Below are 13,520 nucleotides of genomic sequence, written 5' to 3' on the forward strand. Positions count from 1 at the left end.
TCAGGCACCGATCGCGCCGAGCCACTCACCGTAGAACAGGGCTACACCAAGACCGCAGGTGATCGCAGTGAGCAGCCAGAACCGGATGATCACCGTTGTCTCTGCCCAGCCACTCAACTCGAAATGGTGATGAAAGGGCGCCATCCGGAACACCCGGCGGCCGGTGGTGCGGAAGGTCAGGATCTGCAAGACCACCGAGGTGACTTCGGCGACGAACAGCGAACCCAGCACCACCGCGAGGATTTCGGTGCGACTGGTGACCGACAACCCCGCGATGATGCCGCCCAGCGCCAGCGAGCCGGTGTCGCCCATGAAGATCTTGGCGGGTGCGGCATTCCACCACAGAAAGCCGATGCAGGCGCCGGCGGTTGCGGCCGCGATGAGCGCCAGGTCCAGGGGATCGCGCACGTTGTAGCAGCCCAGGCCGGGCGCGGTGACGCACGCGTTGCGGTATTGCCAGAACGTGATCAGCACGTAGGCGGCGGTAACCATCGCCATGCAGCCCGCGGCCAGCCCGTCCAGACCGTCGGTGAAGTTGACCGCGTTGGACCAGGCGCTGACGACGACCACACAGAACAGCACAAACAACGCGGGAGCCAGTGTGACGGTGGCGATTTCACGCACATAGGACAGATCCGCGCTGCCCGGCGTCAACCCGGCGGGATTGCGAAACTGCAGCACCAGCACCCCGAACAGCACGGCCGCGGTGATCTGCCCGATCGTCTTGGCCGTCTTGTTCAGGCCGAGGTTGCGCGACCGGCGGATCTTGATCAGGTCGTCGATGAATCCGACGCCGCCCAGCGCGGTGGCCAGGCCCAGTACCAGCAATCCAGAGGCGGATATGCCTTCTCCGTCGAACGCCAACCCCGCCAGGTGGGTGCCTAAATAACCGGCCCAGATGCCGGCGAGAATCGCCACGCCGCCCATCGAGGGGGTGCCGCGCTTGGTGTGGTGGCTGGGTGGACCGTCCTCGCGGATCTGGTGGCCGAATCCCTGCTTGGTGAACAACCGGATCAGCGCCGGGGTCGCCAGGATGGACACAGTCACCGCGATGGCGACAGCGATCAGGATCTGTCTCATGTTGCGGCGCCCTCGCTGGCGAGCGCGTCGGCCAGCGCCCCCAACCCGACCGCGTTGGAGGCTTTGACCAAGACCACATCCCCGGGCTGGACCTCGGCCCGCAACAGCGCCAGGGCGGCGTCGGCGTCGGGGACGCTGACGGCTCCCCTGTCATCTCCAGCCCCCCACGCCCCTTCCAGGACCGCAGCGTGGTGCATGGCGCTCATCGACCTCCCGGTTCCCACGACAACGAGTCGAGACACATCTAAGCGCACCGCGAGCCTGCCGATGCGATCATGCTCGGTTATCGCGTCGTCACCGAGTTCGCCCATCTCGCCCAGCACCGCCCAACTGCGCCGCTGCGCTTCGCCGTGGGCGATCCAGGCCAGCGCCTGCAGACCGGCGCGCATCGAGTCGGGGTTGGCGTTGTAGGCGTCGTCGATGATCGTCACGCCATCGGGGCGGGTGGTCACCTGCATGCGGTGCCGCGACGTCGGGCCCGCCACGGCAAGGGCGTCCGCCACCTGTTGCAGCCCGGCGCCGCATTCCAGGGCGACCGCAGCGGCGGTCAGTGCATTGCTGACTTGATGGTCGCCGTACACACCGAGCCGTATGTTCACCGCGTCACTGCCGGCGTGCATGGTGAACTGTGGCCGGGCCAGTTGGTCCAGCGACACCGGTCCGGCCCAGACGTCACCGCCCTCGCCGCGGCTGACCCGGACCACCCGGGCCGCGGTCACCTGGGCCATCGCGGCCACCGCTGGGTCGTCGGCGTTGAGGATGACCACACCCGATGACGGAACAGATTGCGGCAGTTCGGATTTGGTTTGCGCGATGACCTCCCGGGAGCCGAACTCGCCCAGGTGCGCGGTGCCCACGTTGAGCACGACTCCGATCGACGGCGTCGCGATCTCGGCCAGCGCCGCGATATTGCCGGGATGGCGGGCCGACATCTCCAGAACCAGGTAGTCGGTGTCGCGTGTCGCGCGCAGCACAGTCCAGGGGTGGCCCAGCTCGTTGTTGAACGATCCGGGCGGGGCCACCACCTGACCCAGCGGCTGCAGCACCGCGGCCACCAGGTCCTTGGTCGACGTCTTGCCCGACGAGCCGGTGATTCCGATTATGGTCAGCCCGCCCGCCACCAATTCCGCGGCCACCGCCCGGGCTAGCTTGGCCAGCGCGGCCAGCACCGCCGCACCCGATCCGTCGGCATCGTGCTCGAGCACACCGGAGAGCGCATCCCTGGCCGAACCTGGTTGCGGCGCAACGACTATCGCGGGAACACCGACCGGCCGCGCGGCCAGCACCGCAACCGCCCCCGCGGCCACCGCCGAGGCCGCGTGGTCGTGGCCGTCGGCGCGCGCGCCGGGCAACGCCAGGAACAGCCCGCCCGCACCCACCGCACGTGAGTCGAATTCCACGGTGCCGGTGACGTGGCGTTGCGCGGCATCTTCCGGCGAGATGTCGGCCAGCTGCCCCCCGACGATCTCGGCGATCTGGGCGACGGTCAGGTCGATCATTCGCGGGCCTCCAGCGCCCGGGCGAGTTCGTCCCGGTCGTCGAACGGGCGCACCTGGTCGCCCGCCCGCTGACCCGTTTCGTGGCCTTTGCCGGCGATGAGTACCACGTCGCCCGGCCTCGCCCAGGCCACCGCTAGCCCGATCGCCTCGCGGCGGTCGCCGATCTCGACCACCTTCGCCCCGCCGCTTTCGGCACCGGCCAGGATTTCGCGACGGATGGCCGCGGGATCCTCGCTGCGCGGGTTGTCGTCGGTGACGACGACCAGATCGGCGAGTTCTGCCGCGATCTTGCCCATCTGGGCTCGCTTGCCCGGGTCGCGATCGCCGCCGGCGCCGAAAACCACCGCCAGCCGGCGGTCGGCGCCCAGCAAGGTGGTCAGCACCGCACGCAACGCTTCGGGCTTGTGGGCGTAATCGACAAGCGCCAAGAAATCCTGCCCGCGGTCGACCCGCTCGAGGCGCCCCGGTACCCGGATATCGCGAAGGCCAACCGCTGCCTGTTCGGGCGATATCCCGACCAAATCTAGAATGGCAAGCGCCACAAGACAATTGGCTATGTTGTAGCGCCCCGGCAACTGGATGCCGACCCGGTGCCGCACGCCGGCGGGGTCCACGACGCTGAATTCTTGTCCACCGGCGCCCAGCGGCGCGATGTCGGTGGCCCGCCAGTGAGCGGGCTGGTCTGCGGCGCTGACGGTGATCGCGTCGCCGGCTCGCGCGGCCATCGCGCGCCCGGCCTCGTCGTCGACGCATACCACCACTCGGCGGGCACGCAACGCCGAGCCCGGATCGAACAGCAGTGCCTTGGCCTCGAAGTAATCCGCCATCGTGTGGTGAAAGTCGAGATGGTCGCGCGACAGGTTGGTGAAGCCGCCGACCGCGAATTCGGTGCCGTCCACCCGACCCAGCGTCAGGGCGTGGCTGGACACCTCCATGACCACCGTGTCCACCCCGCGTTCGGACATCGCCGCCAGCATCGCCTGCAGGGCGGGGGCCTCGGGAGTGGTGAGCGCGCTGGGAATATCGGCTCCGTCGATGCGAACGCCGATCGTGCCGACCAGGCCGGCGACCCGGCCACCGGCGCGCAACCCGGCCTCGACCATATAAGTGGTGGTCGTCTTACCCGAGGTCCCGGTGATTCCGATCACCGTCACGCGCTCGGACGGATGTCCATACACGGTGGCCGCGAGAGCGCCCAGCACGGTTCGGGGCGCGGGATGCACCAGTACCGGCACCGCGTCCGCGCGCGCACCCAGCTCGGCCACCCCGGCTGCGTCGGTGAGCACCGCGACGGCGCCACGGTCGATCGCTTCGCCGGCGTAGCGGGCGCCGTGAGTGGCCGAGCCGGCCAGGGCGGCGAACAAGTCTCCGGGCCGCACCGCCTGGGCGCGCAGCGTCATACCGGTGATCGGCACATCCGGAACGGTTGCGCGCGCGGCCGTGGTGTCGGCCAGGACCGCCCCCACCTGGTCTGCCAGCGTCACCAGCTGTACGCCCGCGCCGGGGTGGGGGCGCAGGTCAGCGGGGGTCGACTCCACGTCTGCCAGCACCTCCATCCAACTCAACCCGATCCGGCGCTGCCGCCATGATCGGCCCTGACACCCTACCTAGCCCGCGGGGGTGAGGCGTTCAGACGCGGCTGGCGGCCGCTTGTGCGAGTTGGACGCGAGAGGTGAGGCCGAGTTTGGTGTACACGTGCGTCAGGTGAGTTTGCACGGTTCGCGGTGACACGAAAAGCCTCGTGGCGATGTCCTTGTTGGCCAGTCCCTCGCTTACCAGTCGCACCACATCGATCTCGGTCGGCGTGAGCGACTCCCAACCGGTGGCCGGTCGTTTACGCCAGCCATGCCCGCGCTTGGCATAGGAGATCGCCTCCTCGGTGGTCAACGCCGCACCTTCGGCCCAGGCGGTGTCGAAAGCGTTCTGGTCCATGGCATTTCGCAGTGCAGCCAGCGCCGCCTCATACTCCGCTTGGTAGATCATGAAACGGACTACCCCGAGGCGCTTGCGGATGGCGTCCGCCGCGCCGTAAAGGCGCGCCGCACCCGTGTGCATGGCGTCCTCGACCGCCATACCGGCCAGGCATTCGAGCACGTCGGGCAGGTCCACATGCGCTTCGCTGTCCGCAGCGCAGCACAGCGCGTTCTGGGCGTCGGTTTCGGCCTCCTCCCGCTTACCTTCGGCTTTCGCGATCCTGGCGCGCGTTGCCAGAGCCCTCATCAGGTGGCGGCCGGTCATCGATTTCATGGCGTCGTCGCACCAGCGGCGCGCCGCGGCCACATCCCCGGCCGCCAGCGCCACCTGCGCATTGAAAGCCCGCTGTGGCGCCGCGATCTGCGGCAACACCGAGCCCAGGTTCGTCCAGGCCGCTTCGCTGGCGCTTTTAGCCGTCTCCACGTCACCGGCGGCCAGGGCCGCGGTGGCCAACGCCGAATAGCCCATACCGGCGAAGTATTCGCCCAACTCCGCCGCATCGAGGGCAAGGTCGGCCGCGGCTCGAGCGGCACTTACATCGCCCTGGTAGGCGAGGGCAATGGCCAGGCCCTGCACGCTGTTGGCTCGCTGCATGATTTCCTGCGCCGCCTCAGCCTCTTCGACGACCTCGCCGAACTGGGCGACGGCGTCGGCGAGATCGCCGCGCATCAACTGTGCGAACCCAAGACACCAACGGCACCACAGCGAATCCGACCGGCTACCGATCGCGTCGGCCAGCTGGCGGCCTTCTTGGGCGGCGGCGCGCGCTGCGACCGGGAAACCTGCCACGACCGCGTCCACCGCTTGGTAGGTGAGGATCTGGGCCAGCCGCCAGCGATCATCGACGGCGCGCGCAAGGTCGATCGCCTCAGCGAAGTAACCCGCCGCGACCTGCGCCTGCGCCACCGCTACCGCGATCAGACCGCAGGTGGTCAGGGTCCGGGCCAGCAGCGCAGGGTCGCCGACTGCACGCGCCATCTGCAGCGCCTGTTGGGCCTGATCCATGCCGGTAGCGGCGTCGACGAACATATCGAGCAGCGCCTTGTCGGCCAGCGCACGCACCCGCACCGCGGGCGACACCTCGATCTGTTGGGAACTGACGACTTGCAGGACGATGTCGAACCAGGCCCGACCCTCCCGAATCCGGCCGCGCGTCATCCACACGGGCAGCAGCGAAGACGCCAGCGCCAACGCCGTCTCGGTATCGGACTGCTGCAGACTCCACGCGAAGGCGGCCCGCATGTTGTCGATCTCTGCCTCGGCCTGATCGAGACGCTGGGCGTAGTCGGTACGGCCGGGGTCGTCGAGCAGGGTGCCCAGCGCCGTGTAGTGGTCGCGGTGGCGGGTCCGCACCGCGTCCCCTTCGCCGGCCTCGGCCAGCTTCTCCTGTGCGTACTCACGCATCGTCTCGAGCAGCCGGTAGCGCGTCCGGCCGCCGGTTTCGCTGGCTACCACCAGCGACTTCTCCACCAGCAGGGTGAGGTCGTCGAGGACCTGGTAGCGCGGTACATCACCACCGCTGACGGCGTGCGCGTCATCGAGCGAAAAGGCGCCGGCGAACACCGCGAGCCGGCGGAACAACGCGCGTTCGTGATCGGTCAATATGTCGTAGGACCACTCCACCGAGCCCCACAGCGTTTGCTGACGGCGCGATAGGGTGCGCGCCCCACCCGTCAACAGCTGGAACCGATCCCGCAGCCCGTCCAGGATTTCCTCGAGCGACAGCGCCCGCACCCGCGCGGCAGCCAGCTCGATCGCCAGCGGCAAACCGTCGAGCCGGTCACAGATCTCGGTCACCACGGCTCGGTTGTCATCGGTCAGACAGAAATCGGGCCGAACGCGCTGAGCGCGGAAGCTGAACATTTGAATGGCTTCATCAGTGAGCGACAGCGACGGCACCCGGTAGCTCACCTCGCCGGGAACCCGGATCGGCTCCCGGCTGGTCGCCAGCACTCGCACCCCCGGGCACGTCTCCACCAGCGCCACCACCAGGGCTGCGGCCGCATCCATCACGTGCTCGCAGTTGTCCAGGACCACCAGGGCCCGACGCGCACCGAGGAAACGCAGCACGGTGTCGGTCGTGGAGCGGCCGGGCTGGTCGTGTAGACCCAGCGTTCGCGCCACCGTGATCGGCACCAGATCGGGGTGGGTGATCGGCGCCAGGTCCACAAACCACGCCCCGCCGAACTCTCCCGCCGTCTGGGCGGCGAGCTGTGCGGACATCCGCGTCTTGCCCACACCGCCGGGGCCCGTCAACGTCACCAGCCGGTTTTCGGTGAGCAGCCGGTGCACCTCGCTGATCTGCGCGCCGCGCCCCACGAAGCGCGTCAGGTGTACCGGAAGGCCTTGGGCGACAACCTCATTGGTAGCCCGCAGCGGCGGGAACTCGTTTCGCAGATCGGGGTGACAAAGCTGTACCACCCGCTCCGGACGCGGTAGGTCACGCAGTTGGTGGGTACCAAGATCGGTCAGCCAGGCACCCTCCGGCAGCGCATCGGCGACCAGGCTCTCGACCGTGCCCGATAGCACCGTCTGACCGCCATGCGCCAGGTCACGCACCCTCGCAGTCCGGTTGATGGTCGGTCCGGCGTAGTTGGCCTCGTCGCGCAGCCGCACTTCGCCGGTATGCACGCCGATGCGTAACCGGATCGGAGCCAGCGGCGCTCGCTGCAAGTCCAGCGCGGCCGACACCGCATCAGAGGCACGCGTGAACGCCACGACAAAGCTGTCACCCTCGCCCTGCTCGACCGGGCGGACTCCGTCATGGGCGGCGATCACGTCGGACACCACGGTATCGAGGCGCTGCATCGCTGCGGCCATTTCGTCGGGCTGGGCCTCCCACAGCCGCGTCGAGCCCTCGACATCGGCCAACAGCAATGTCACCGTGCCCTGCGGCAGCAACTCGCTCACGCCCATCGCTCCTCGGTCGCACTCATGCTAGCCAGCATCCAGCCACCGTGAAACATAAAATACTGGCGGCCGAGCAAAAGGCGTTATGGGCGCGCCCGCAAATTTTTTCTACGTTGCCTGCAGCAGCAGTGGTGGGCCGGGATCCGGTGACAGCGGAACATTCTCACGCTGCATGAGCCAGCCCGCGATGTTGTGGAACAGCGGAGCCGCCGAATGTCCGGGGGTGCCGTCGGCGTTGCGCTCGGGGTTGTCCAGCATCAGGCCGATGACGTAGCGGGGATTATCGACGGTGGCCATGCCGGCGAACGTGATCCAGTAGACGTTGTCGAAATAACAGCCGCAGGCGGGATTGATCTGCTGCGCGGTGCCGGTCTTGCCGGCCATCTGATAGCCCGGCACCGCGGCGGCAGGCCCGGTGCCCTGCTGGTAGCCCATCGGGTCATGCTGCACAACCGCACGCAGCATCTGGCGCACGGTCTGGGCGGTCTGCGGAGACACCACCCGGATGCCGTCGGGACGCGGCTCCTCGGTCCGGGTGCCGTCGGCGCCGATGGTGGCCTTGATGATTCGCGGCGGTATCCGCACACCGTCGTTGGCGATGGCCTGGTACATGCCGGCCATCTGCAGCAGGGTCATCGAAAGGCCTTGTCCGATAGGCAAGTTCGAGAAGGTGCTGCCCGACCACTGGTCGATGGGCGGCACCAGCCCGGAGCTCTCACCGGGTAGCCCCACACTGGTGCGCTGCCCCAGCCCGAACTTGCGCACCATGTCGTAGAAGCGCTCCGGGCCCACCCGTTGGGCCAGCATCAGCGTGCCGACGTTGGACGACTTCCCGAATACACCGGTGGTGGTGTAAGGCATCACGCCGTGCTCCCAGGCATCATGAATCGGGACCCCGCCCATCTGGATCGAACCCGGGACCTGCAGCACCTCGTCGGGATTGGACAGCCCGTACTCGATGACAGAGGCGGCGGTGATGATCTTGTTCACCGATCCCGGCTCGAAGGGCGAGGACACCGCGAGGTTGCCCAGCTGCCTATCGCCCTGCCGCCCGATGTCTTGGGACGGGTCAAAGGTGTTGTCGTTGGCCATGGCGAGCACTTCGCCGGTCTTGGCGTCGAGCACCACCGCCGAAACGTTGTGCGCCCCAGACAGGTTCTTGGCCTGCTGCACCTGCTGCTGCACGTAGAACTGGATGTCGTCGTCGAGCGTCAGCTGGATGGTCGAGCCGTGCACCGCCTTATGCCGGTTGCGGTAACTCCCGGGAATGACGACGCCGTCCGAACCGCGGTCGTAGGTGACCGAACCGTCGGTTCCAGCAAGCATTGCGTCGAGCGAGTCCTCCAGACCGAGCAGGCCGTGGCCGTCCCAGTCGATGCCACCGACGATGTTGGCCGCCAGCGATCCGCCCGGATACTGGCGCAGGTCCTGCCGCTCGGAACCCACTTCGGGATACTTTGACGAGATGGCGCTGGCTACGGCGGGGTCGACGGCACGCGCCAAATAGACGAACGATTCGTTGCTTTCCAGCTTCTTCAACAAAGTTGCGCTGTCGGGCTTGTTGTTCAGCTTGCCCGAGATCTCCTTGGCGATGTCCTTGAGCCGCTGCTGCGGGTCTGGCGCGTGCGGAGACTTCTTCTTGGCCTCGTCCAGCTGCTGGCGAACCCGCTTTGGCTGAAACGTCAACGCGCGCGCTTGGGTGGTGAACGCGAGCCGGTCGTTGTGACGGTCGACAATTGCGCCCCGCACTGCGGGTTCGACGTCGGTGACCTTGAGCTGGCCCGCCGCCTGGGCACGCAAGTCCGCGGCATTGGATACCTGCAAGAAGAACAGCTGAGTCGCGGCCACCATGATCAACGCGAAAATCACCGCGTTGCCGGCCCGGTGCCGGAAGACGAACGAGGCGCCACGGCCGGCCACCTCCACCGCCTGACGGGTGCGCCGCTCCCGGGCTGAGCGACCCGACTGGGCGTCCTCTGTGCGCACCACCGGACGAGACTTCTTGGCTTCTTTGGCTTTCCGCATCCGGGTGGGCTCGCGGGTTTCCTTGACCCGCTGGGCCTTCTGGGGCTTTTGCGGCTTTGGGGCTTTGCGGCCGGCGCGCGACGGCCGCTCCGACTGCGCCGGCCGGGGCCGCCGGGAGTCGCCGCGGCTCACCTCGGGGCTCCCGGCGGCGTTCCGGTTACGGGCCCGAACTGTTCACCGGTGGCCGGTGCCGGTGCGACCGCCGGTGGCGGCAGCGCCGGTGCAACGGCCGGTGGTGCCGGCGCCGGTTGCGGCGCCAGCGCCGGGACTAGCGGCCCCAGGATCGGAGCCAGCGGGGCCAGCAGTGTGCCCGGCGATAACGCGTGGGGTGCGGCCGGGACCGGCGCGGGTTGCTGCGGAACCGGGATTTCGGCCGGTGCCGGGGCGGGCGTCGCACCCAACGGTGCGGTCACCTGGCCCGGCGGCACCTGGACCAGCGGCAGCTGGCCTGGCACCTGATCGTGGATCCCCGGCACCTGACCGGGAATCACCGGCGCCTGACCAGGGATCACCGGTGCCTGACCGGGGATCACCGGCGCCTGACCCGGCAGCAATTGGCCGCCTGGGGCCGGCAATTGCGTGCCGCCCAGCGTCGACGCACCGTCCGGCGCGCGCAGCAACAACTGCGGACCGGGCCGAGCGGGCGCCGCGGGATCACCGGGACCGGGCGACAGCCGGACCGAAACCTCCGGCGGAGGAGCCACCGGCTTCGGTGGCTGCGGTGGCCCCTCTTCAGGCAGCTTGGCGTTCAGTGGCGGCGGCGGAACTCCGTCGGCCGGCTTGGGGGTGCCCACGACAACCCAGTTGCCGTCCGGGGCCTGCACCAGGTGGGCGGTGTCTCGCGTCGGGATCATGCCCTGCTTGCGGGCCGCCTCTGCCAGTGCCGGCGCCGATTGCGCCTCGCGCACATCACGTTCCAGCGCCTCTTTCTGCTGCTGCAGCATCCGGGTCCGCTCGCGGGCATGGCTGAGTTGGTAGGAACGCTCGGCGGCATCGGTGGACAACCACAGCGTCAGAGCCAAGCCGACGCCCAGCGAACCGATCACCAATACGACAAAGGGAACCCTGCTCGCCAAGGTGCGCGGCCGCAGGTCGATGGATGCCAGCCTAGCGGCCAACCGCTCACTCAGTTTGGCTCTAATAACCTTGGGCGCCTTGGCTTTCCGTGCCTTTGCCCGGGCCTTTGCCTGACTGCTGTTCTTGGCCGGGGCGGGCCGGTCGACGGGCCGGGGAATCGGGCTGGTCTGCGGTCCCGACTTCGGCGCGCGCACCTCGCGGCTGGGCGCGGTGCTCTTGCGGGTGCGCCGGGACGCCGCCTCAGCCGTGCGCGTCCGGGTAGCCCCCTCGCGCCCGGCGCGGCGATCACCGCCGCGCCGCTTTGGCGTGTCGCGCTTCACCTTCATCAATCGCCCTCCCCAACTCGTTGCAGAGCACGCAACCGCACCGGCGCACTGCGGGCATTGCGTTCGATCTCGGCAGCATCTGCCCGTTCGGCGCCCCGCGTGAGCGACCGGAATCGCGGCCCATGGCCGGGAAGCTCCACCGGCAGATCCGCCGGCGTCCGGGAGGCGACCGCATCGGCGAAGTAGCGCTTGACTATCCGGTCCTCCAGCGACTGGTAGGCCAGCACCACGATTCGTCCGGCAACGGTCAGCGCGTCCAGTGCGGCAGGAATGGCGCTGCGCAACGAGTCCAGCTCGTCATTGACCGCGATGCGCAGCGCCTGAAATGTCCTCTTGGCCGGATGCCCGCCGGTGCGCCGCGCCGGAGCCGGAATCGCCTCGTAGAGCAGCTCGACCAATTCGGCGGTGGAGGTGAACGGCGCGCGGGCCCGCCGACGGACGATATGCGCGGCAATCCGGCGGGAAAACTTCTCCTCGCCGTAGCGGTAAAGGATGTCAGCCAGTGCGGCCTCGTCGTAGGTGTTGACGATGTCGGCTGCGGTCCGCGACGCCGCCGGGTCCATCCGCATGTCCAGCGGCGCATCCTTGGCGTAGGCGAAGCCACGCTCGGCGCGGTCGAGCTGCATCGAGGAGACACCGAGGTCGAACAACACCGCATCAACGGATTCGGTTGTGGCGTAACCGGATTCGTCCAGAGCCGCAGCGATGCCATCATAGCGGGTGTGCACCAGCGTGACCCGGTCGCCGAAACGCGCCAACCGCGCCCCGGCGATGCTCAGGGCAGTCGGGTCGCGGTCCAGTCCGATCAGCTTGAGCCCCGGCAACTCGCTGAGAAACCGCTCCGCATGTCCGCCCGCACCCACGGTGGCATCAACGAGCACCGCGTTCTCGCGGGTCAGCGCCGGGCTGAGCAATTCGAAGCAACGTTGCGCCAAGACCGGCACATGTCCGAAATCGCCTGCCTCCGAACCTCGTTCGTCAGCCACCGCAACGCCTACCCGCAGTGCCACCTCTGCACCGAGGTCCCTGTCCGAAGGCGCGAACCTGGCGTTGGGGAAGTACGCCAGGGCCGGTTCGGGCAGAGACCACGGTGCATAGGCATGCACCTCAGAAGATGTCGCCGAGTGCTTCATCGCTGGCCGCGGAGAAGTTCTCTTCATGGATTTGTTGGTAGTTCTGCCAGGCCTGTGCATCCCAGATCTCGAGGTAATCGACGGCACCGATCACCACACAATCCTTGGAAAGGCCCGCATAGCGACGGTGGTCGGCCGACAACGTGATCCGGCCCTGACCGTCAGGGTGCTGCTCGTCGGTACCGGCGGCGAGGTTACGCAGGAACGCCCTGGCCTCCGGGTTGCTTCGCGGTGCCTTGCTCGCCCGGCGGGCCAGTTGCTCGAACTCCGCCCTGGGATACACAGCGAGGCTGTGATCTTGGCTCTTGGTGACCATCAACCCCCCTGCCAATGCGTCGCGAAATTTGGCTGGCAGCGTGAGCCGCCCTTTGTCGTCGAGTTTGGGCGTGTAGGTGCCAAGAAACACTGCGGCACCTCCCACTTAGTGCTGCTCTGCCCTCTCCCAAACACTTCGGCCACCATACCCCACAATCCCCCACTTTTCCCCAGAAACACCCCTTCTGCGAGTGTCTATGTCGCGTCAGGCCGCCAATCCCCCACGTCAGCTCCGGTACGCGTGACCATCGGCCACGGCGCCGACTCGGTGCGAGACCGAAAAACCGCACCTCAAAAGGCAAAAAGCGGAATTGGGGGATTGAGTGGGGCCAAGTGGGGCGGTTTGGGCACAACTGCGCCACAGGTGCGACACGAGACGGCAACTGCGCCCTATTTCAACGCGCTCCGGACATCGACGTGCGCACCCGACGGCGCACCCTCAGATGCGCGTCCACCACCACAGGATCGGTGCACAAAAAACGGGGCAGCTTACGCTGCCCCGCCTGTCTTGCGGCTAGTCGTCGAAACGACGCCGGAACCGGTCCTCCATACGACTGGTGAACGAACCGCCCGCGCCCTTGTTGCGGCGCTGACGCGAGGCACCGGGCATCGGTCCGCCGTGACCCGAGCCGCGGGACAACCGAGGACCGGTGATGGCGAACACCACACCGCCGAACATCACCACGAAACCGAACACACTGAGAATCGGGAAACTGCCGATCATCGTCGCTTTGAACGCGACGCCGGAAACGAGCATCCCGAGACCGATGACGAATAAAGCAGCACCTTGCAAACGCCGCCGCGCGGTAGGGGCCCGGAAGCCGCCGCCGCGGACACTTGATGCGAATTTGGGGTCTTCGGCGTAGAGAGCGCTCTCGATCTGGTCGAGCATCCGCTGCTCATGATCGGAGAGTGGCATTCGTCCCTCCTTGCCGACAGACTGTCCCGTAACGACCGATAAAACGCGGATGCCCGTTGTGCGGGCAACTAACTCAGATGATACGAGGTCAATCTGCGCCGTACCACTGGTTCGTCGGCGATTCTATCCCGCCAATACCACAGGGACGCGATGGGTCGCCATGGTCATTCGGTGCAACTCATCACATGATCGGTCACATGGACCGCTCGTAGGTGCGCAGGCGCCCCGTCTGATACTGGTTCAAAAGCACCACACGTGTTCA

At 67.7% G+C, this 13,520-nt stretch carries 9 protein-coding genes; all 9 read right to left on the bottom strand.

Annotation, left to right across the window (positions count from 1 at the left end; all coding sequences use genetic code 11):
- The 9 genes from mraY to AWC27_RS15400 all read right to left on the bottom strand — a co-directional run bounded on the left by mraY (position 1) and on the right by AWC27_RS15400 (position 13,258).
- Positions 1-1,080, bottom strand: a complete 1,080-nt coding sequence (mraY, locus tag AWC27_RS15360; protein WP_085671266.1) for a phospho-N-acetylmuramoyl-pentapeptide-transferase — start codon at positions 1,078-1,080, stop codon at positions 1-3.
- Positions 1,077-2,579 carry a UDP-N-acetylmuramoyl-tripeptide--D-alanyl-D-alanine ligase gene (locus AWC27_RS15365; protein ID WP_085671267.1) on the bottom strand — a complete coding sequence of 501 codons (1,503 nt, stop codon included), beginning with the start codon at positions 2,577-2,579 and terminating at the stop codon, positions 1,077-1,079. The genes mraY and AWC27_RS15365 overlap by 4 nt, the downstream gene beginning before the upstream one ends.
- Complete coding sequence (locus AWC27_RS15370; protein ID WP_139837030.1) at positions 2,576-4,135, bottom strand: UDP-N-acetylmuramoyl-L-alanyl-D-glutamate--2,6-diaminopimelate ligase; 1,560 nt, start codon at positions 4,133-4,135, stop codon at positions 2,576-2,578. Before AWC27_RS15370 ends, AWC27_RS15365 begins: the two co-directional genes overlap by 4 nt.
- A gap of 73 nt (positions 4,136-4,208) precedes the next feature.
- A complete protein-coding gene (locus AWC27_RS15375; RefSeq protein WP_085671297.1) occupies positions 4,209-7,463 on the bottom strand; it encodes a helix-turn-helix transcriptional regulator in 3,255 nt (1,084 codons plus the stop codon).
- 108 nt (positions 7,464-7,571) lie between these two features.
- Positions 7,572-9,488: a peptidoglycan D,D-transpeptidase FtsI family protein gene (locus AWC27_RS15380; RefSeq protein ID WP_264079429.1), complete on the bottom strand. Its 1,917-nt coding sequence runs from the start codon at positions 9,486-9,488 to the stop codon at positions 7,572-7,574.
- Positions 9,489-9,616: 128 nt separating this feature from the next.
- Positions 9,617-10,891 carry a cell division protein FtsL gene (gene ftsL, locus AWC27_RS15385; protein ID WP_085671269.1) on the bottom strand — a complete coding sequence of 425 codons (1,275 nt, stop codon included), beginning with the start codon at positions 10,889-10,891 and terminating at the stop codon, positions 9,617-9,619.
- Positions 10,891-11,997: a 16S rRNA (cytosine(1402)-N(4))-methyltransferase RsmH gene (gene rsmH / locus AWC27_RS15390; protein ID WP_139837031.1), complete on the bottom strand. Its 1,107-nt coding sequence runs from the start codon at positions 11,995-11,997 to the stop codon at positions 10,891-10,893. Before rsmH ends, ftsL begins: the two co-directional genes overlap by 1 nt.
- A 1-nt stretch (position 11,998) precedes the next feature.
- Positions 11,999-12,430, bottom strand: a complete 432-nt coding sequence (mraZ, locus tag AWC27_RS15395; protein WP_085671298.1) for a division/cell wall cluster transcriptional repressor MraZ — start codon at positions 12,428-12,430, stop codon at positions 11,999-12,001.
- Positions 12,431-12,853: 423 nt separating this feature from the next.
- Entirely contained in the window at positions 12,854-13,258 is a 405-nt protein-coding gene (locus AWC27_RS15400) for a DUF3040 domain-containing protein (RefSeq protein ID WP_085671271.1), read from the bottom strand.
- Positions 13,259-13,520: the final 262 nt, after the last annotated feature.

The organism is Mycobacterium szulgai (genome assembly GCF_002116635.1).
GTDB lineage: Bacteria > Actinomycetota > Actinomycetes > Mycobacteriales > Mycobacteriaceae > Mycobacterium > Mycobacterium szulgai.